This window comes from Wolbachia endosymbiont (group B) of Melanargia galathea, from assembly GCF_964030625.1.
Lineage (GTDB): Bacteria > Pseudomonadota > Alphaproteobacteria > Rickettsiales > Anaplasmataceae > Wolbachia.
Genome location: NZ_OZ034910.1, coordinates 1,044,604 through 1,064,869, shown reverse-complemented (window position 1 = coordinate 1,064,869; position 20,266 = coordinate 1,044,604). Strand labels below are relative to the sequence as shown.

Annotated in this window: 20 protein-coding genes and 1 pseudogene; 14 read left to right on the top strand and 7 right to left on the bottom strand. The window is 34.0% G+C overall.

Annotated features, from left to right (window positions below; translation table 11 throughout):
- The first annotated feature begins 317 nt into the window (after window positions 1–317).
- The 7 genes from ltrA (at window position 318) to AAHF52_RS04735 (ending at window position 6,451) form a co-directional block, all read left to right on the top strand.
- The gene (ltrA, locus tag AAHF52_RS04765; RefSeq protein WP_019236826.1) at window positions 318–1,865 is read left to right on the top strand and encodes a group II intron reverse transcriptase/maturase; all 1,548 of its coding nucleotides are present in this window, start codon (window positions 318–320) and stop codon (window positions 1,863–1,865) included.
- Window positions 1,862–2,023 (top strand): hypothetical protein, encoded by a 162-nt coding sequence (locus tag AAHF52_RS04760; protein ID WP_012481963.1) that lies wholly within the window; start codon window positions 1,862–1,864, stop codon window positions 2,021–2,023. The genes ltrA and AAHF52_RS04760 overlap by 4 nt, the downstream gene beginning before the upstream one ends.
- Before the next feature lie 18 nt (window positions 2,024–2,041).
- Window positions 2,042–2,677, top strand: a complete 636-nt coding sequence (locus tag AAHF52_RS04755; protein ID WP_007302365.1) for a DnaA ATPase domain-containing protein — start codon at window positions 2,042–2,044, stop codon at window positions 2,675–2,677.
- Between the two features lie 371 nt (window positions 2,678–3,048).
- Window positions 3,049–4,035, top strand: coding sequence for a site-specific tyrosine recombinase (locus AAHF52_RS04750; protein WP_007302367.1), 987 nt, complete (start codon window positions 3,049–3,051; stop codon window positions 4,033–4,035).
- Window positions 4,036–4,091: 56 nt separating this feature from the next.
- Window positions 4,092–4,817, top strand: a complete 726-nt coding sequence (locus tag AAHF52_RS04745; protein WP_012481964.1) for a lysophospholipid acyltransferase family protein — start codon at window positions 4,092–4,094, stop codon at window positions 4,815–4,817.
- Between the two features lie 43 nt (window positions 4,818–4,860).
- On the top strand, window positions 4,861–5,130 hold the full coding sequence (rpsT, locus tag AAHF52_RS04740) for a 30S ribosomal protein S20 (protein ID WP_007302369.1): 270 nt from the start codon (window positions 4,861–4,863) through the stop codon (window positions 5,128–5,130).
- A 79-nt stretch (window positions 5,131–5,209) separates the two neighbouring features.
- Complete coding sequence (locus AAHF52_RS04735; RefSeq protein ID WP_007302370.1) at window positions 5,210–6,451, top strand: citrate synthase; 1,242 nt, start codon at window positions 5,210–5,212, stop codon at window positions 6,449–6,451.
- 44 nt (window positions 6,452–6,495) lie between these two features.
- Here AAHF52_RS04735 and AAHF52_RS04730 read toward each other — a convergent pair whose 3' ends face one another.
- Both AAHF52_RS04730 and AAHF52_RS04725 read right to left on the bottom strand, forming a co-directional pair.
- Entirely contained in the window at window positions 6,496–7,947 is a 1,452-nt protein-coding gene (locus AAHF52_RS04730; RefSeq protein ID WP_264376679.1) for a hypothetical protein, read from the bottom strand.
- A 29-nt stretch (window positions 7,948–7,976) separates the two neighbouring features.
- On the bottom strand, window positions 7,977–8,159 hold the full coding sequence (locus tag AAHF52_RS04725) for a hypothetical protein (RefSeq protein ID WP_213863843.1): 183 nt from the start codon (window positions 8,157–8,159) through the stop codon (window positions 7,977–7,979).
- A 359-nt stretch (window positions 8,160–8,518) separates the two neighbouring features.
- On the opposite strand from AAHF52_RS04725, the pseudogene AAHF52_RS04720 reads away from it, so the two are divergent.
- Both AAHF52_RS04720 and AAHF52_RS04715 read left to right on the top strand, forming a co-directional pair.
- A pseudogene (locus AAHF52_RS04720) lies at window positions 8,519–8,804 on the top strand (GIY-YIG nuclease family protein).
- A gap of 243 nt (window positions 8,805–9,047) precedes the next feature.
- Window positions 9,048–10,004 carry an IS5 family transposase gene (locus AAHF52_RS04715; protein ID WP_342068387.1) on the top strand — a complete coding sequence of 319 codons (957 nt, stop codon included), beginning with the start codon at window positions 9,048–9,050 and terminating at the stop codon, window positions 10,002–10,004.
- A gap of 211 nt (window positions 10,005–10,215) precedes the next feature.
- On the opposite strand, the gene AAHF52_RS04710 is transcribed toward AAHF52_RS04715, so the two are convergent.
- The 3 genes from AAHF52_RS04710 to ruvA all read right to left on the bottom strand — a co-directional run bounded on the left by AAHF52_RS04710 (window position 10,216) and on the right by ruvA (window position 13,263).
- Window positions 10,216–11,436 carry a hypothetical protein gene (locus AAHF52_RS04710; RefSeq protein ID WP_264376676.1) on the bottom strand — a complete coding sequence of 407 codons (1,221 nt, stop codon included), beginning with the start codon at window positions 11,434–11,436 and terminating at the stop codon, window positions 10,216–10,218.
- 268 nt (window positions 11,437–11,704) lie between these two features.
- Window positions 11,705–12,694: a Holliday junction branch migration DNA helicase RuvB gene (gene ruvB / locus AAHF52_RS04705; protein ID WP_052265003.1), complete on the bottom strand. Its 990-nt coding sequence runs from the start codon at window positions 12,692–12,694 to the stop codon at window positions 11,705–11,707.
- The gene (gene ruvA / locus AAHF52_RS04700; protein ID WP_007302375.1) at window positions 12,691–13,263 is read right to left on the bottom strand and encodes a Holliday junction branch migration protein RuvA; all 573 of its coding nucleotides are present in this window, start codon (window positions 13,261–13,263) and stop codon (window positions 12,691–12,693) included. The genes ruvB and ruvA overlap by 4 nt, the downstream gene beginning before the upstream one ends.
- 299 nt (window positions 13,264–13,562) lie before the next feature.
- Between ruvA and AAHF52_RS04695 the strand changes: the two genes are divergently transcribed.
- Both AAHF52_RS04695 and AAHF52_RS04690 read left to right on the top strand, forming a co-directional pair.
- Complete coding sequence (locus AAHF52_RS04695) at window positions 13,563–14,087, top strand: c-type cytochrome (RefSeq protein WP_007302376.1); 525 nt, start codon at window positions 13,563–13,565, stop codon at window positions 14,085–14,087.
- A gap of 1 nt (window position 14,088) precedes the next feature.
- Entirely contained in the window at window positions 14,089–14,844 is a 756-nt protein-coding gene (locus tag AAHF52_RS04690) for an alpha/beta hydrolase (RefSeq protein ID WP_007302377.1), read from the top strand.
- A 42-nt stretch (window positions 14,845–14,886) separates the two neighbouring features.
- Here AAHF52_RS04690 and AAHF52_RS04685 read toward each other — a convergent pair whose 3' ends face one another.
- Window positions 14,887–16,800 carry an ATP-dependent helicase gene (locus tag AAHF52_RS04685; RefSeq protein WP_007302378.1) on the bottom strand — a complete coding sequence of 638 codons (1,914 nt, stop codon included), beginning with the start codon at window positions 16,798–16,800 and terminating at the stop codon, window positions 14,887–14,889.
- Window positions 16,801–16,913: 113 nt separating this feature from the next.
- Window positions 16,914–17,339 carry a hypothetical protein gene (locus tag AAHF52_RS04680; RefSeq protein ID WP_052265004.1) on the bottom strand — a complete coding sequence of 142 codons (426 nt, stop codon included), beginning with the start codon at window positions 17,337–17,339 and terminating at the stop codon, window positions 16,914–16,916.
- 186 nt (window positions 17,340–17,525) lie between these two features.
- On the opposite strand from AAHF52_RS04680, the gene AAHF52_RS04675 reads away from it, so the two are divergent.
- From AAHF52_RS04675 to nuoL, 3 genes are read left to right on the top strand one after another with little or no spacing between them, the layout of a single operon-like run.
- Window positions 17,526–18,113 (top strand): NADH-quinone oxidoreductase subunit J, encoded by a 588-nt coding sequence (locus AAHF52_RS04675; RefSeq protein ID WP_012481965.1) that lies wholly within the window; start codon window positions 17,526–17,528, stop codon window positions 18,111–18,113.
- The gene (gene nuoK / locus AAHF52_RS04670) at window positions 18,104–18,412 is read left to right on the top strand and encodes an NADH-quinone oxidoreductase subunit NuoK (RefSeq protein WP_006012916.1); all 309 of its coding nucleotides are present in this window, start codon (window positions 18,104–18,106) and stop codon (window positions 18,410–18,412) included. The genes AAHF52_RS04675 and nuoK overlap by 10 nt, the downstream gene beginning before the upstream one ends.
- The gene (gene nuoL, locus AAHF52_RS04665) at window positions 18,409–20,265 is read left to right on the top strand and encodes an NADH-quinone oxidoreductase subunit L (protein ID WP_342068386.1); all 1,857 of its coding nucleotides are present in this window, start codon (window positions 18,409–18,411) and stop codon (window positions 20,263–20,265) included. The genes nuoK and nuoL overlap by 4 nt, the downstream gene beginning before the upstream one ends.
- Window position 20,266: the final 1 nt, after the last annotated feature.

Here is a 20,266-nt window from a genome sequence, read left to right as displayed (position 1 = left end):
GACCAAAAGGTAATGTGGATAAGTTACATTTTTCATTTCTAGATGTACGCAAATAATAACTCCACCGGTATAGAGAAGCCACCTAACCCACTGTTGTATGACTGGAGAAACAGGGTAAGCCTGTATTTTCGCCTACATGGCAAGCAAACCGCAAGGAATGCTGATGGAAGTGCAGGTAAAGGAGAATGGAGAAAGCGAATGCCATTTTGTAACGAAATGGATAGAATTTGTAACATTAATTCGCGTGAAAACGAGCAGACTTCCATTTGGTCCCTCGTGACAAGAAACTTTGTTAACCACTTAAGGTAGGAAAGCAGATGATTACAAGTAAACCTGTAAGTGCATCTACCGAAAGCTTTGAAGCATGGAAGCAATTGCCATGGAAGAAATGCCAGAAAGTTATTGTGAGGCTACAAAGACGTATTGTTAAGGCTGTCCAAGAAGGAAGATGGGGTAAGGTAAAAGCTTTACAACATCTTCTCACACGCTCTTTTAGCGGAAAAGCTTTGGCTGTTAAGAGAGTAACTGAAAACCAAGGAAAAACCACAGCAGGTGTAGATCGTCAACTATGGTCAACTTGCAATGCTAAATTTCAAGGAATAAAGCTGTTAAAACAAAGAGGATATAAACCTTCTCCGCTCAAACGAATTTATATCAGTAAATCTAATGGCAAAAGAAGGCCTCTCGGTATACCCACGATAAAAGATAGAGCGATGCAAGCATTATATCTGTTTGCTCTGGAACCGATAGCTGAAACGATCAGTGATCGTCACTCCTATGGCTTTAGACCTAAAAGATCCTGCGCGGATGCTATTGCTGCTTGTCACTTATTACTGGCAAGACGCAATCGACCACAATGGATACTAGAAGGTGATATCAAAGGGTGCTTTGACAACATTAACCATGAATGGCTTATGAAGCATATTCCTATGGAAAAGAAAATTCTTCATAGATGGTTAAAAGCTGGTTTCCTAGAATCGAAAACTCTGTATCCCACAACTGCTGGCACTCCGCAAGGAAGTATAATTTCTCCAATACTAGCTAACTTTACCTTAGATGGTCTTGAACAGTTATTAGAAAGTCGCTTTGGTAAATTAGGTAGCAAAAGAAGAGGAAAAATCAGAAGTGGAGTGAATGTAATCAGGTACGCAGACGACTTTATTATTTCAGGTTTCACACATGAAGTACTGGAAAAGGAAGTTAAGCCTTTAGTATCATCTTTTCTTCATGAGCGAGGTTTAATTCTGTCAGAAGAGAAGACAAAGATTACATCTATTACAACAGGGTTTGACTTTCTTGGTTGTAATGTACGTAGATATAATAAGAAGTTAATTATTAAACCTTCGAAAGAAAGTATTAAAAGACTTCTTAATAAAGCACGTACATTGATAAAAGCAAATATAGCGAACACTCAGGCTATAGTAATTAAGTCACTCAACTCTCTACTGAGAGGATGGGGAAATTACTATCACCATGTGTGTGCTAAAAAAGCGTTTAGAAAGATCGACAATGAAATTTGGCATAGTTTATGGAAATGGGCAAAGAAAAGACATCCTCGTAAAGGATTACGTTGGATAAAGAATCGTTACTTCAAAGTAATGGGTCAACGCCAATGGGTTTTTGCTGCACCCATATGCAAGAACAAACCAAAAGAGATACGGTATTTAAGACTGCTTAAGCTGATTGATATACCTATCAGACGACATGTTAAAATCAGAGCGGATGCAAATCCCCTTGACTTAAAATGGAAAAAGTATTTTGATGAGAGAGTGAAACGAACAAGAATGTTAGCAAGCTCCTTTTCAAGAGAAGGTTCTCTACTGTTGGTGTCACCATTAAGAATGATGTTTCCTGAGGAATCATGAAGGACAAGCCGGTTCTAGAAAAGAAGAACTTAGATAAGGGGCTCAAGCGTAGTGTGGGGAAACCTGCATGCTGCGTTTCTAAGGGAGGGGGTAGTAGTAATACTGCTTCCTTACCTGACCAAGTAAATTTTTATGCAAAAATTATTATCAAAAAGTAGTAATGTAAGAGGCTTTACGTGCAATTAAATTTATTTAACAATAATCAAGTTGATTATTGTTGGCAAAATTATATCACCTTAGATGAAAATAAGCACGTATATAACTCAATAGTTAATGATTTATCTTGGAAATGCCTGATTCTTTTTGGACCTAACAGCTCTGGGAAAACTCACCTTGCTCATATCTGGCAATCAAAAAACGATGCTATTTTCATTGATGTAAATAATTTTGTAAGCGAAATGAGGTACAGCGATGCGTTTATTTTAGAAGATGTACAAAACATTAAAGATGAGGAAATGTTGTTACATTGTTATAATTACATGAAAGAAAATGATAAGAGACTGCTAATTACTTCTTCGATTTTACCGAAAAAGCTTAACTTCAAACTAAAAGATTTAAGCTCGCGAATATTATCAACTATCAGCGTAAAAATTTTACCTGCAAGCGAAGAATTATTAAGAATTATGCTAATAAAACAATTTTCAGATAAACAGTTAAAAATTGATCTAAAGGTAATTGATTATATTCTAGCAAGAATAGAACGTTCTTTCCACAGCATTAATAAAGTTATAGAAAAAATAGATAATGAATCTATAGGATCAAATGTAACCATTCCTTTTATTAACACTTTATTAAAAAAAAGTGCCAATTGATTCCTTTTTTTGTAAGGTATTTATTACATATATTAAAAATTTATTAATACCCATACAATAATGAAGTTGAAATCACTATTTCTTTATGTTAAAATTATAATAAATACTATGATATAATAAGAATAAACAGACATAGCTAAGGGAAATTTTATACGATAGTAAAACTTACTTTACAGGATGTTTTTTATAGACTCAATGTGATAATTGAAATATGGTAAAAATAAGATCAAATTTAAAAAAAAGGTTAAAACAAAGGTTTGTAGTACTTACTTTATTGATAAATGCTTTGTTTATCTCATATTTTCTTATAAAAAACACAAAAAATACTTTCAATCAAATTATAGTCAAAGAAATAAATATAGGAGCTGATAATGAAAAATAAACAACCACAAAATAAAAAAGAGAATCTTTACATCACGTATTACATAGATGCTTTGGTTTCTGAAAAATCCTCTACACAAAATACTTTGGAAAGTTATCGTTCAGATTTACACCAACTTGAAAAATTTTTATTAGAAGGAGGCACTACCTTAGTTGGTGCAAGTAAAGCTAATATTAAAGATTATGTAAACTTTTTACGTACACAAAAGAAATATAAAACTAGTTCTATATCAAGAAAAATATCTGCTATCAAAAATTTCTATAAGTGCCTATTTAATGATGGAATAATAGATTTTAATCCAGCACCGGCTAATGATAATGAATTAAGAAATCCAAAGGTTTCCCGTCCTTTGCCTAAGTATTTAAGTGTTCAAGAAATATTTTTGCTCATGGAAACAGTAAAAAAATCAGCAAGCGGATCGAATAAAGAGATAAGCAGTAAAAGGCTATGTGCAATTTTAGATATTCTTTACTCTTCCGGGATGCGTGTTTCTGAACTAATTAATATGAAGTTATGTGAAGTATTACATTTAGTAAACGGTAATGGTAAAGAAGGCTATATAATAATAAAGGGAAAAAGTAGCAGAGAAAGGCAAATCCTTTTTAATGAGCAAGCATTGCAAAGTCTTAAAAATTATTTATCAATTCGTGACAATCTGCTTCCTAACAACAAAAAATCTGATTGGCTATTCCCAGGTGATAAACCTAATAAACCCATTACAAGGCAAAGAGTTGGTCAATTAATAAAGGAATTAGCAAGAAAGTGCGATATTGATGAAAATAAAATCTCTCCACATGTGATTAGGCATTCTCTTGCTACCCATCTACTGAATAGCGGAGCAAATATTGTACTGATACAAAAAATTCTTGGCCATACTAATCTTTCTACAACACAAATATATACTCATATTGCTAACGAAAAGTTAAAGGACAAATTAGCTGATTCTCATCCTATTACTCAGATGATCAATAATTAAACTTATTGCTTTTAGTTTTGTAGTAAAGTTAAATTCAAATAAGTTTACGTGTGTTTGTGATTGCAAGTTTATTGTTTAATTTACTCCTTATATTATGGGAAGTATTCTATACTTTAATTACTCTCCCTGTAATTTTCTTTCCTGAGTGTGTAATAACCATTTTCCTTGTTTGCTCGGTGAGAGTTGTATTATTCATGTTGCGTTTATTATGTGGCATTAAATATGAAGTGAGGGGAATGGAAAACATTCCTAAGCAACCTTTTATAATTGCATCTAAACACCAATCTCCATTTGAAACATTTATTTTTATACTACTCTTTAGAAAAGCAGTTTTTATTTTAAAACGTGAATTGAAATGGATTCCATTCATTGGTTTACATCTTATAGCGCTGAAAATGATTTTTATTAACCGTTCAGATGGTATCAGTTCTATACGCCATATAATTAAACTAGCAAAAATGCATATAAAAGAAAATAGAAGCATAATAATATTTCCTGAAGGCACAAGAACGACTATAAACCAAAATATAAAATATCAATCGGGTATTGCTGCTTTATATAGCGTATTATCTGTTCCTGTGTTACCGATTGCTTTAAACACTGGTTTGTTTTGGCCAAAAAGCATACTTTCTCTGAGAAAGAATCCCGGAAAGGCGGTAATAGAAATATTACCTCCCATATATCCTGGGTTAAACAAAAATGAATTCTTGCAAAGTTTAGAAAAAATCATTGAAGAAAGAAGTAGTAGATTAATTGCAGAAAAAACTGATATTGCAAATTAACAAAAAAACTTTATAATTAAAAGAAAAGTACAGGTATTAATATATGGCAAATCATAAGAGTGCTAAAAAAATGATGAAGGTAATAGCAAAGCGTACTTTAGTAAATAAGATGCGAAAAAGCAAAACTCGTACTGCTATTAGAAGATTAGTTGATATAATCAAGTCTGGTGACAAAGAGAATGTTGTCTTGGCATTTCGGAATGCTGAATCCAATTTACACAAATGTGTAAATAAAGGTGTCATTCATAGGAATACTGCTGCACGTAAAATAAGTCGCTTAAATGCAAAAGTAAAAGCATTGATGACCGCTTAATACGGTTAATGTAAAGTTAACTGTATTAATATATACTTTTCAGTTTGTATATTCTGTATAAAATTAAGTAGCTCAAGTGATGGATAAAAAAGCATTATTGGAACTAAGTAATGGGTCAAAAATTGATCTGCCCGTATTAAGTGGAACAGTAGGTCCTGACGTGTTAAATATTAAGGATTTATATAAGACGACAGGATTATTCACTTATGATCCGGGGTTTGTTTCCACAGCTTCATGCTCTTCCACAATTACATTCATTGATGGAGATGAAGGAGTTCTTAAGTATAGGGGACATGATATAGCTGATTTGGCAGAGAATAATAGTTTTACTGCTGTGATTTATTTATTGCTCTATGGTGAACTACCCAGTTCAGAGCAACACAAAAAATTTCTTCTCAAAATACAAGAATCATCCAAAGTATCAGAGCAAGTTACAAATGTAATCAAAGCATTTCCAAAAACTGCTCACCCTATGTCGATTTTAGTTGCATGTTTTGCAAATTTGTCAGCATCTTACCATGAAACACATGGCAACAATGTCAATGGTGAAGATTTAGATTTTGGAATTTCTGCAATAGCACAAGTTCCTGCAATTGTTGCAATGATTTATAGACATATCAACAATCAGGAATTCACAAATGCTAATAATAAATTAAGTTATAGTGAGAATTTCTTAAATATGATATTTGGCAGTGCTGTTAATAATACCCTTTTTGTAAAAGCTCTGGATAAAATATTTACTCTCCATGCTGATCATGAACAGAATGCTTCTACAGCAGCTGTCAGATTGGTAGGGTCAGCTGGTTCTAATCTATTTGCAAGCCTGTCTGCAGGAGTTGCTACACTTTGGGGTCCAGCACACGGTGGAGCTAATGAGGCAGTTATAAATATGCTAAAAGAGATAGAGCAAAGTGGAGATGTAGATAGATTCATTGAGAAAGCTAAAGATGATAAAGATCCATTTAAGCTAATGGGATTTGGACATCGTGTTTATAAAAACTATGATCCGCGCGCGCTTATATTAAAGGATGCTTGTCATGAGATTTTAAGCAAACTAGAGCAAAACAATGAATTACTTGAAATTGCAAAAAAACTTGAAGAAATAGCTTTAAAGGATGAGTATTTTATTACACGTAAGTTGTATCCAAATGTTGATTTTTATTCAGGTATAATAATGAATGCTATCGGTATCCCTTCAAGTATGTTTACACCCATTTTTGCACTTGCAAGAACCACTGGTTGGGTTGCCCAGTGGTATGAAATGGTAAACGATAAAGAAACCAAGATTTGTAGGCCAAGGCAGCTCTACCTTGGCAAATAAACTTTCATTCACAATTCATCTTTGAATAGCCTAATTTCCTTTAGCTATAAAATACAACAAATTGATTTTTTATTAGTTGATGTCTGCTTTTTTGCAGAACATTGGTCAGGCTGTGATATAGAAGGTTGGTTAAATGTTGTTTCGGGCTTATTAAAAGAAGATCGTGCTGAAGAAGGGCCAAAGCCACTATCTTTAGCCGAAGCATCATCCCCACCTTTACCTTCACCATAGTAGTCGGGCCTAAGGAATTTTCTTGAGTTTCCAGTATGTGATTTACCTATAACTGAATTCTTAGGTGAACCAGCAAAACCACTATCTGCACTTGGTCCATCCGTCCCTACTTTTTCAGGAGGGACAAGAATTTGTGGTTTCATAGCTTGCACACGCGCAGGATCAATGGATAGCTTATATTTAACTTTATCTTTACCTGTATCTTCGCTGATTAAAGAGCTCTCCATGATCTTATCCATCACGCAGTAAGCAATGTCTGGGTTAGCAAAATCTATTCCGTACAATCCTTTACTATCACTATTCAATAGAGACTTCTGCGAAGTATAAGCTTCAACATTATTTAATACATCCATACCAAACATATTATTAACGTGATTCACTTCTTCTCTTGTTAAATATCTATTACCATTACTACCACTTATAATAGGAATTAAAACTGAATCTTCATCACTCCCTAAGTAAGAATTACGCACCATAAAATCAACTTGTATGTTTGCTTTAAGAAACAAATCAACCACTGCAAATTTCATCATGTCATTAACTCCAATCTCGCCTTGTGGAGTATCAAAACAACGACCTGTCAAGTGTGCTTCATGCTTTACTATGTCTTTGATGAATTTAAGATCATCAAAAACGCCTTTCTTTAGATATACATAATTCCCCTTCTCTTCTAAAAAATCCTTAAATCTTTTAGGACTATTTTCATAACTTTCCATTCTCGATGAGAATGATTTTACAAAAGATTTTTTTAATTCTTGATCATCAAAGCCCTTACAGTATAAATAAGATTTTCTTTCAAAACCCACATCGTATACATTTTCATTCACATAATCTGGACCTTTAGGATGATCGTCTATAATACGTGCTATTGTAAATCGTATAAGTTCATTAGCTAGCAAATATTTTAGATTACAAACTACCTCTTTTTCAATTGGCACTGAAAACCTATGTCTGCTATTATCTGTAGTCCATTTTCCTTGATTAAAGTTAAAAGGAAAAGAGTCTGTATAAAAAAGATCATTGGCAGCCTTTTCGACAAAAACTTTTTCATCCTCATCTTCATTATCTCCACAAAACTTTCCTACTATACTCTCTCTCATATTTTTCAAGTAGTCTTTGCGCTGACCAATATTCATATCTTTATCAAATGAGAGAACAACATGATCTTTTTCTATAGTGAGATTAGTAATAGCAGTATTATCAGAAAGAAGAACACTATTAAACGCTTTTACTAATTCTCGATTTATTTTACTTTTATTAGGCATAACGCCACCTCTCTAATTAATTAACATAATTACTTACCACTCCTACTGGTGCCCTGACCACTAGATTGATTTTTCTTTCTTTCCTCTTCACGTCTAATCATGTCTCTAAAATCATCTATTTTCTTTGGATCTATTTTGCTCAGATCAACCCTTCCTCCTCCTGGAGCAGTATTATCAAATACTCTTTTGCCTGAACCATTGTTACCATGCATATCAACCTCTAAATTAAATTATTATGTAATGAGTATATTAAGAATCAATTATTAGCACAAGCAGTTTTTTAACATAAATTTTATTCACCATTTTTATACTCCTGGATTCCAGACTGGGATGACAAGAGAGGAGGTAATGGAATAACACCTTTCCTTATTGACTTAAGTCGCAACTGTACAAACATTGCAATATGGCACATCGTTGGCACTGCCTCCCATTCAAGACGGTGTCATTCCAATACTTTCTCTCTTGTCATTCAAGTAGCCTCTTTAGTATCAAAGAATAGCCTCTTTAGTGTCATCAAGTAGCTCCTTTAATGTCATTCCAGTCTGGAATTCGGTAAATTTATTTATTATATATGAAAAGTTATTATATTTATATACTTGCAAGTGAACGCAATGGGACTCTATATATAGGTATAACATCAAATTTGACTAAACGAATTTGGGAACACAAAAGCAAAGCCATCTCTGGTTTCACGTCAAAGTACAATGTTTGTAAACTAGTCTATTTTGAAAGACATAAATTTAGCAATTAGTAGAGAAAAACTCCTAAAAAGTTGGCAGAGAAAATGGAAAATAAACTTAATTGAAAAAACAAATCAAGAATGGAAAGATTTATATGATGAAATTGTATCTGGATGACAGTGTCTGAGTACACAACTTTACGAACATTGTAATATGGCGCATCGTTGGCACTGGCTTCCATTCAAGACGGTGTCATTCCAGTCTGGAATCTAGAAGAAAAATGGATCCTAAACTGGAATGACAGCTCTTTTAACTAAGTTCCTGGATCCCAGTGGGCTTTGTTGCACCACTCAAGGAAAGAACAGGCAGTTACTGATGGAATTTGTTATAAAATAGATATTTAGCCGACAAAGGAAAAATATGCCAATAAGAATGAAAGTCAGTAACTGCAATGAATATAACAAATTTCTTCAAGAAAGGGGAAATGTTTTTCATTATATCAACGATGCCATTGAAAATTGGTACGAAAATAGTCCAAAAGTAGCAGGTGGCAACAATGTCTACAGCGACAAAGTAGTGATTCTAATTCACATAATAACCTATCTATTCAGGATTGGTCTTAGGCAAACAGTGGGATTTATAGAGAAATATCTTGAGCAAATAGGGAAAATTTTGCAAATTATCAGCTATTCGCAGGCTTCAAGAAGGTTTAAAAAGCTTAATATCAAAATCAACGACTGCAGAGTTGATAAGAACGATATGGAAGATATTGAAATTGCTATAGATAGTACAGGTATCAGCATCTACAATAATATTCCAGGCCATAGTAAGGCAAATGGTACAGATAGAAAGTATCGCCGCTATGAGCAAACAAGAAAGCTACATGTAATGCTAGAGATAGGTAGTAAAAAAGTTATAGCTGCAAAATACAGTAGTGGAGTTTATTCCGACCACTATGGAGCCTGTGATCTTATTGAAAGAGTGGATACCAAGTATAACATAAGCACGATATATGCAGATAGGGCATATAATCGAAAGAAGTTATACAAACTGTGCGATGAGCTTGACATAAAGACAAGGATTCCTCCGCAAAATAATGCAGTAGAGCATCCAAAGTTGGATTATATGAATGAGAGAAATTCTACAATCAAGCTCATAAAGTCATATGATGAAGATGGTATGAAGAGGTGGAAAAAAGAGATAAATTATTGGAAGAGATCTTATATAGAAAGTTTTTTCTCGCGACTGAAGCAAATATTTGGATTTAGTTTTAGGAATAAATCTGAGATTAATCGTGAGAAGGAACTGCTACTCAAGCGTTATTTGCTTAACAAATTTACTGAAATAGGCATGGCTAAGTTTGATATAGCTTCATGAATTTATTATACATTACCCACTATCCGAAGAGCTGTGCAACAAAGCCATCCCAGTGTCAAGCACTGGGATGACAAGAGAGGAGGCACTGAGATGACAACAAAGGGGCCACTTGAAGACAAGAGAGAGCTACTTGTCCGCCATGTCATTCCAGCACTTGATGCTGGAATCCAGATAAAAAACCAGTCTGGAATGAAAAAAAGAGAGAGAACCTTTACACACCTCTCTCTTTGACTGAAGAAGCGTGGTTTTCAACTCTTACACCATCAGTTAATCCTCCTGGCAGTTCCACAGCAGCATTAGCAGCTTTTTGCTGACTCTTAGCAGAAGGCTCTTTTATTCGTTTCGTCCCATAAGTATCCCTCTCTTTGTTATTTCTTCTAATTCTCCTGTGTTCCTTTTGCTGTGGAGCAGGTGGACAGACAGCTAATTTTGGTTTTTCATTTTTCTCTTCTTTTGCTTCTTTCTTTTCTTTATTCATTTTTTCCAGTTTTTGTACTTCACTATTTTTGTGACTTATAACAGGTTTAGGTAGAGTGTCTACTAATTTTTCTATAGGCTTTGGTAAAATAGCACGTTCTTGCTTATTCAGAGTGATTGGCATTGGAACTTGAGATGAAAAATTAAATAGGGAAATTGGTGTGATTTCATTCACTTTTGTTTCTATTTCTTGACGAACTTCTTTTGATTCTGTTTTTTCTGCTTTTTTGTCTCTTTTTTCCTCAGTTACATCTTGCTCTACTACTGCTGCTAAATCAACTGCAAAAATTTCTGCAAACATTGCAATGACTGAGCCCACGAGAAAAGTTTGAAGCTTCAATTTTAAATTTTGCAACGCTTGCAAACGTTCGAGTATTGCTATTTCTTCTTCAGGAGATAACTCACCGCTGAGTAATTTCTCCTGCAATTCTTTTATCTCTTTGTCTAGCCTTTTATCCCAACTTAAATCTAAATCTTTTTTGAAGATCTTTTTAACTAATTCCTTAAGCTTATCACGCAAAAACTTAATTATCGAAAGAAGCAGATTTTTCTCTTTCTTCTCCTTGAGCATTTTGTAGACTTTCGGATCTACATTTACTTCAAAAAGATTAAAGAGGGATTCAAAGAAATTTGCGAATACCCCTTGATTATCATCAGTAAAGTAATCCTCATTATCTTGTATCTGTAGCTCTACTTGAGATAATGTTTCATCAATGCAACTCGCAGCCTGACGCTCAAGCTCTATTCTCTTGAGCTCAGCTTTCCTAGCAAGCTCCTCCATGAATCCTTTTAATTCATTGAGCTTCTGCTCTGCAGAGAGATCTTGCTCTCTGATTCGATTAATGTAGATTGAGCTACCGTCCTCTTCGTTGTTATTGATTAAAAAATTTTTCATTGCTTTTTCTCCATTAATTGAATTACTGTTTCTATAATTGTTTAGAAGGCTTTTTACCATTTTATCTTAAGTCTATAAAATACAATAACTCAATCTTACAATATGAAGTATTTAATAAGTATTAATCTTAAAAAATATCAATAAATTATTGATATTTTTACATTCATACTATATACAGCCTAGCATATATTACGTAATTTTTCAAGAACATATTCACTATAACAGAAGACTTTCTTATTTGCCTCTAAAACACCTGCAAATCATATAATAAAAGAATATTATAATGTTTAATGTAATACTATACAATGTTATAAAATATAGTATAATACTAGCATACCACTGAATTAATGCTGAGATATTCCCTTGCTTGATCAGTTAAAACACGTCCTCTTGGTGTGCGCTTTACAAAACTGACCTTGATTAAATAAGGTTCTACTGTTTCTTCAATATTGCCAACATCTTCAGATAGTGCAATAGATATGGTGTCAATTCCAACAGGTCCTGAGGTGTTAAACAAAAATCTCAGATAATCCATATCTAATTTATTTAGTCCCATTTTATCTATACCCAATTTTGATAGTGCAGAACCGGCAATTTCACAGGTAATTTTTTTATCATCTTTTACTTCAACAAAATCTCTTATTCTTCTGAGTAATCTCAAAGCAATTCTTGGAGTACCACGGGCGCGGCAGGCAATTTCCTGCACAGCATCCTTTTCGATTTCAGCACAAAGAACTCTTGCACCTCTTTTGATAATATCAATCAGTTCCTCAAAAGAATAAAACTCAAGATGCAGGGGAATACCAAAACGATCCCTCAGCGGTGCAGAAAGCAGTCCAAGCCGTGTTGTTGCCCCAATCAGTGTAAATGGTGGTAAATCTATTCTTAAAGTTCTGGTAGATGGGCCCTCACCTACTAGTATATCTAGGCAAAAATCTTCCATAGCAGTATATAAAACTTCCTCAATGCTACGATTTAATCTATGGATCTCATCGATAAATAGAACATCTTTTGCATTTAAAGTAGTGAGCACTGCAGCTAAGTCCCCAGCTTTACTAAGCAATGGACCAGAAGTTGCACGAAAGCTAACCCTTAACTCCTTAGAGACAATTTGTGCTAAAGTTGTTTTACCAAGCCCTGGAGGACCATAGAGCAATACGTGATCCAAAGCTTCAGCTCTCGTCTGTGCAGCATTTATAAACACTTTTAAATTTTGTATTAAGTCTTTTTGCCCGACAAAATCATCAAGTTGCTCAGGCCGGATATTTAAATTACGTACATCTTCAGAGTATTCCTTACTACATGATATTGACTTCATATTGTTTTAAGCGCCATACGAATAATATCTTTAGTGTCCAAGTTTGGTGATTCATCTTCTATTTTTTTTATTGTATCATAAGCTTTTGTTCTTTCATATCCAAGATTGATCAAAGCTGAAAGAGCATCTTCACTAATTGAGTGAAAATGATTGTTATTTATCTCTAATTTACTTACTTTGCCATTCAGCTCAGTAATAATTCGATTTATGAGTTTCAGGCCAAGTCCACTCACCTTAAGTGCTAGTTTATCCTCATTTATAATTGCCAAAAACAGTTGCTCTGGAGTTAATTTGCTCAAAATTGACATTGCGGTTTTATAGCTGACACCGCTCACTTTAACTAATAAACGCAGACACTGCTGTTCTTCTTTACTTATAAAGCCATATAGCTGAGTAACGTTTTCTCTGCTATTTGCATAAGTGTCGATAAGTAATTTTACTCTACTTCCAATCGAACAAGCACTTAAAGTTTTGGCTGAAAGATATACTATGTAGCCAACATCATTCACATTCAGGATTATGTGATCGCTACACACCTCATCAACTATTCCTCTTAGATTTCCTATCATTTCTAGTACTTTATAAAATTCAGTTTAAATGCTCCTGAATCTTAGGTCAAGCAAACGAACATTATAGAAGTAGTTCCAGTTTCAATCATTGCAGACAAGTTTGCAGGAAATCTATTTTAATATGTTATTCCAGATCATTATGTAATTGAACCACAAGTTACTCCGATAGAAATAGAATTGCAGTCTCCTAACTTAGCTAAGTAATAGAAATTTCTATCTTTGGTGAAATAAAGGTAATTGTTTACTGTTTGCGAAAATATTTGCATAATTTAAGTAACATTACTTGATAAGAATTAACTATGGAGCTTAATAAGATTGCAGCATCGATTTTACTTTCTGGATTAATAATTATGATAGTTAGTAATGTAGTTGATATGCTCTACAACCCAGAGGATTATAAAATTGAACACCAAACAATAGTAGCAGCCAGCAATGAGCCTCAACAAAAGATTGAACAAGTGGCACTTGATATTGGAGAACTCATGCAGAATGCTAGCTTTGAAAAAGGCAAGTCAGCAGCAAAAAAATGTATAGCTTGTCATAGTTTTGAGAAAGGTGGAATGAATAAAGTGGGGCCAAACTTATGGAACGTGGTTGGAAATAAAAAGGCCCATCTTGGCAGCTCATTCAATTACTCAAAAGCACTACTTGAAAAAGGTGGGAAATGGGAGTATGAGGAGTTATTTGCTTTTTTAAAAAATCCAAAAGCCTACATAAAAGGTACACGTATGGCATTTGCAGGCATTTCCAATCCACAAGAGATTGCAGATCTAGTCAGCTATTTGCGTTCGATGAGCGATAGTCCGGTTGCCTTGCCAAAGTAGTATGAATTATTGTAAATTACTCGATGGAAGTAATGGCCATATAGCATATCGAAAGCTACAAGGAAAGAAGGCTTCTATAGTTTTTTTTAGTGGTTTTGCATCCAATATGGATGGAACTAAAGCAACTGCCGTTTACAAATTTTGCCAAGAAAATGATATAGCACTTGTGCTCTTTGATTATTTTGGCCATGGTAATTCAAGCGGTGATTTTGCTGATTATACAATAAGTGATTGGCAAAAAAATTGTGCTAAAGTGATAAGTGAATTAACTAGCAATAAACAAATAATTATAGGTTCAAGTATGGGAGGATGGCTGATGCTGCTCACTGCTCTTCAATTTCCAGAAAAAATTGCAGCATTAATCGGCATATCGTCTGCTCCTGATTTTACTGAAGATTTGATATTCAAGCAATTGTCAGGCAAGCAAAAAGAAGAACTAGGTTCTAAAGGTGTAATAGATTTTACTTCGGAGCATTGTGCATACAAAATAACTAAAAATCTGATCGAAGACGGTAGAAAGAACCTTCTTTTAAACAGAGAAGCAATAGATATAAACTGTCCTGTGCGCTTATTGCATAGCATTAATGATAAAGATGTTCCTTATCAAACTTCATTGAATTTAGCTGAAAAAATTAAGTCAACAGACGTTGAAGTACACTTAATAAAATCAGCAGAACACAACATGTCTGATAATCATTCACTGAAAATTTTATTTAAGACCATCAGAGAATTTTTGCCAGGAGAAATATATAATTGAAGTAATTCAGATGTGTTTGTCGTAAGAGCTGCAGTTATAGCTTCAACAGTAGGCACTATTCTTGATCACCTCAACATTTTCTCTTGGCAATTCTTTAATAAATCGAGAAGTGCTCATTGGTTGCCACTGATTATTAATTTCCCTCCTATCTGCACATGAAATGATCAACCTTTCTTTTGCTCTAGTTATGCCAACATATGCAAGTCTTCTCTCTTCTTCCAAAGCTTTACCACTTTTATCTTCAAAAGATCTTTGATGAGGAAATAATCCTTCTTCCCAACCAGGTAAAAACACGCACGGGAATTCAAGCCCTTTAGCCGCATGAAGAGTCATAACATATACAGTGTCATCGCTATTCATATTATCCACTTCCATCACCAAACTAATATGCTCCAAGAAGGTTATAGTGCTGTCAAAATTCTTCAAAGATGAAATGAGCTCTTTAACATTTTCTATTCGCGCTAAACCCGTCACTCCTTCATTCTCAAGCATTTCCATATATCCTGATTGATTTGCTACGATTTTAACAAATTCATGCAGTGGTTTTACGCTTACTATTTCTTCCCAAGCTTTAATTTTATTTAAAAAATCATTTAGTGAGAGTTTAATTCTTTCGGTTACTTGATCACTATTAACCAATATTTTTGCTGCCTCAAAAAAAGAAATTTTGTTATCCTGAGCAGTCGTGTATATTTTCTTTAGAGTTGTAGCTCCTATGCTTCTTTTTGGACGATTTACGATCCTTTCAAAAGCGAGATCATCATTATTATTTGTAACAAGCCTCAAATATGCAATTATATCCCTTACTTCTTGACGTTCGTAGAATTTTACGCCACTTATAATCTTATAGGGAATTGAATATTTTATAAAATACTCTTCGAGAACTCTAGTTTGAAAAGTAGCCCTGACGAGCACTGCAATATCACTAAATCTGTATTTATTGAGTTTTAATATCTGTTCGCTTATGAACCTTGCTTCAGCCTTTCCGTCCCACAATTTGATTAGATTTACCTTTTCGCCTTCAATGTTTGTTGTCCACAATTTTTTTTCTAAGCGAGTCTTATTGTGATTGATCACATATGATGCAGTTGCAATTATGTGGGATGTTGACCTGTAGTTACACTCCAGTTTAACGGTTTTTGCATTTTTAAAATCATCGGAAAATTTCAAAATATTTTCAACTTCTGCACCACGCCAACTGTATATCGACTGGTCATCATCTCCTACACAGCAAATATTTGAATGCTCTTTTGCAAGGTATTTTAGCCAAAGATATTGTATTGCATTTGTATCTTGATACTCATCTACCATGACATACTTAAACTTGTTTTGGTAGTAGGACAGAACCTCGGTCTTTTTATTAAAAAGTTGTATGTTATATAACAATAAGTCACCAAAATCAACAGAGTTAAGGAATTTTAACCTTTCCTGATACTGGTAATAGACTTTAAGTGCAGTTACGTAAACTGGCCTAAATGATTGAACATCTTCCACTTCAGACGGCAATAAGCACTTCTCTTTCCATTGCTGAATAATATTCATAATGGTCTTATATTTTTCTGATAGGTAATCAGGATTTATTTCATTGATAATATTTTTTATTACCTGTAATTGGTCATCCACACCAATGATTGTAAAATTGGGGTTTAAGCCCACAATTTCTGCGTGCATGCGCAAAATTTTTGCTGCAATTGCATGGAAAGTGCCAAGCCATGGTATGTTTGTGCCCGTTAGCTCAAGTACCCTTGATACCATCTCATTTGCTGCTTTATTTGTAAATGTAACTGCTAATATCTCATCAGAATAAGCGTGACCGTTTCTAATTATGTGTGCTATTCTTGAAGTAATCGTTCTTGTTTTTCCGGTTCCGGCTCCTGCCAGTATCAAAACTGGCCCATTTATGTTAGTTACAGCTAATTGCTGTTCTGGATTTAACAGTGAGAGATAATCGTTCATTGAAGCTCTATAGATTATAACTTTATAAAGTTAAACCTATGATCCAAATATTGTAAAGGTCTTATTGAACATAACATTCAACTCATTCAAGTACTAGATATTTAAGCGTAGATCTATCTTGTTGGGGTAGCTTCAAGTGTATGGTGAGTAACAACAACTTGATTTGAGATATTGGCATCAAAACTTCTGCTTGTTTGATGAATAGGTGGAGTTTGAAATGGCTTAGGCTTACGATTCAGTTCCTTCATCTTTATTTCCTCAGCTTTAATAGGAAGTTTTTCTGGAACATAGAAGTTATGAATTTCAGCTCGTTCAGTGAAATTTTCATATGTTGCTTTCAACCAAGCTCCAATATCATATATAAAACCATATGCTTTTTCTTTAAATTCTATCAATGATCTACTGAAACTTGCTAATGTGTTATTAAAGTAAATTGTCATATAGTCTCTTGTGGTGTATTGATAACCTTCTCCATTTAATCTGCTATTTTGTGCGTTAGAACTATTGTTGCTTTTGAAGTAACCAAATATGTTGTACATTTTGAGCTACCGCTGACTATTAATATACATACATTATATATTAATAAATCAAGATTGTCAAGAGTGTTTATTGCATTACTGAGGAGTTGAAGCTTGTAGTACGATATTTTCAAATCTTTAATATAGTATTGACTTTACAGCAACAATTACCTTAAGTTAGTAACTATTGTTGCAGTTAAAGTATCGATGCCTTTTTTCTTTTATTTTTTTGCAATTCTCAGCATTTTATCTGCTGTATGCGTAATTAGTGTAAGAAATCCTGTGCATGCAGTATTATTTTTAATTTTCACCTTCGTTAACTCTGCAGTTCTTTTCATTCTCCTTGGAGCTGAGTTCATTGCTATGATGGTGATGATAGTATACATCGGTGCGGTTGCGGTGTTGTTCCTCTTTGTAGTTATGATGCTCGATATTGACTACATAAGGTTGCGCCAGGGTTTTGCAAAGCATTGCACTCTTGGTGCTATGTTGTGTGTTGTGTTTTTTCTAGTCATCAGCTTTGTAATCCGCAGCTCAGCACCGAATATAAGCAATGTTATAAACTATAATACCAATAATGTGAAAGCTATTGGTAATTTGCTGTATACCGACTACATGTACGCTTTTCATCTTTCTGGTATTCTGCTGCTTGTTGCAATTGTCGGTGCAATTGCTCTTACTTTGCAGGACAAGAAAAAAGGAGTTAAAAAACAGAATGTATTAAAGCAATTGACACAATCTTCATCTGTAAAATTAGTTAAGGCTAAATTTGGAAAAGGAGTAGAATGGAAATAGGATTAAATCACTTTTTGATAGTTGCTGCTGTTTTGTTCACTATTGGAGTGTGCGGTATTTTCATCAACCGTAAGAGCATAATCAATATATTGTTATCAATAGAAATATTATTGCTGGCAATTAATATCAACTTAGTTGCTTTTTCTGCCTTTATGAATGATATAGTTGGGCAAATTTTTGTGATGTTTGTGTTGACTGTTGCGGCAGCAGAGTCAGGAGTTGGGCTTGCAATATTGGTTGTATATTATAGAAGCCGTGGCAATATAGATGTTGAACAAGCAAATTTAATGAAAGAATGATGGATATACTGAAATTAATAGTATTTTTGCCACTCTTTGGTTCGCTGTTTGCAGCACTTTTTAGAAGAGGTGTTTTTAGTCAGTTAGTTACAACGGCAGGGATTGGAATATCTGCAGTTTTATCTTGGTATGTTTTTCTCACCTTCTCTGAAAATTATCACTTGAGTTTATTTCCTTTATTTTCATTAAGTGTATTAAAAGTAAATTGGGCAATTAGTGTGGATGCTCTCTCATCCTTAATGCTTATTGTTATTACCACCGTTTCACTGGTAGTACATCTCTACTCTATCGGTTATATGGAGCATGATAAGGGGAAGTCGAGGTTTTTTTCTTACCTATCGCTATTTACGTTTTGCATGATTGTGCTGGTTGTAAGCGATAATTTCGTGCAGCTTTTTTTTGGCTGGGAAGGGGTTGGCCTATGTTCTTATTTACTCATAGGATTTTGGTTCCAAAAATATTCTGCAAATAATGCAGCAATTAAAGCATTTGTTGTGAATAGGGTAGGAGACTTTGCACTATTGATTGGAACCTTTCTTATTTATTATACATTTCACTCTTTGAATTTTACTGAAGTTTTTGACACAACTGATCTTCTTGGCACGCAGAACATTAGGGCATTCTGCTGTGAATTCAAAGTAACTCATATAATATGCATATTACTTTTTATTGGCTGTATGGGTAAATCTGCACAGCTTGGTTTACATGTTTGGTTGCCAGATGCAATGGAAGGGCCAACCCCTGTTTCTGCACTCATTCACGCAGCAACGATGGTAACAGCAGGTATATTTTTAGTAGCAAAATGTTCTCCATTATTTGAGCTATCAAATGTGGCACGAGAATTAATAGTTATTGTTGGGGCACTTACTGCCTTCTTTGCAGCTACGGTTGCGATTACTCAGAACGATATAAAAAAAATAATTGCTTATTCAACCTGCAGTCAACTTGGTTATATGTTCATGGCATGTGGGCTTTCTGCTTACAATGTTGCTATTTTTCATTTAATGACACACGCTTTTTTTAAAGCTCTACTATTTCTTGGTGCTGGCAATGTGATTCATGCAATGCATCATGAGCAAAACATTCAGAAAATGGGAAATTGCTGGAAGAAAATCCCTTGCACTTATACTCTCATGTGGATTGGATCTCTTGCGCTTTCTGGAATATTTCCATTTGCAGGTTTTTACTCAAAGGATTTGATAATTGAACATGCTTATAGCACGGATAGCTTTGCTTTTGTAATAAGCTTAGTTGTTGCATTCTTCACAGCGTTTTACTCTTGGAGGTTATTGCTTCTTGTGTTCCACAGCCAAAAACAAAGTAAAATTAATATACATGAGGCACCAAAGATTATGCTTATACCATTACTGATACTCGCTTTTGGATCAGTATTTTCTGGAATATGGGGAGCAAATATTTTGAACATAACTAGTAATGCGTTTTGGAAATCAAGTTTAGTGATGATTGATGAGCATGGAGTTCATAATTTCTTTATAAAACTACTGCCAACCTTAGCAAGCCTAAGTGGAATAGCACTTGCGTGCCTAATTTACCAATATCAAGTAATTAGGCAAATTAAGAGTAAATTTTTACTTAAGTTTTTGCAGAATAAATGGTACTTTGATGAGGTGTATGAGTTTGTTATAATTGCACCGATAAGGTTTATATCTAGGCTTCTATGGAAGTTTGATGTTAAGGCTATTGATTCATTTGGACCAAATGGTGTTGTAAGGTTGGTTAATGAATGTTCAAAAAGTTCTATAAAGTTACAAACTGGTTATATATTTGATTATGCATTTATTATGTTTGTTACTTTAATAATCGGTGCTTTATATATTATTGAAATTAAATAGA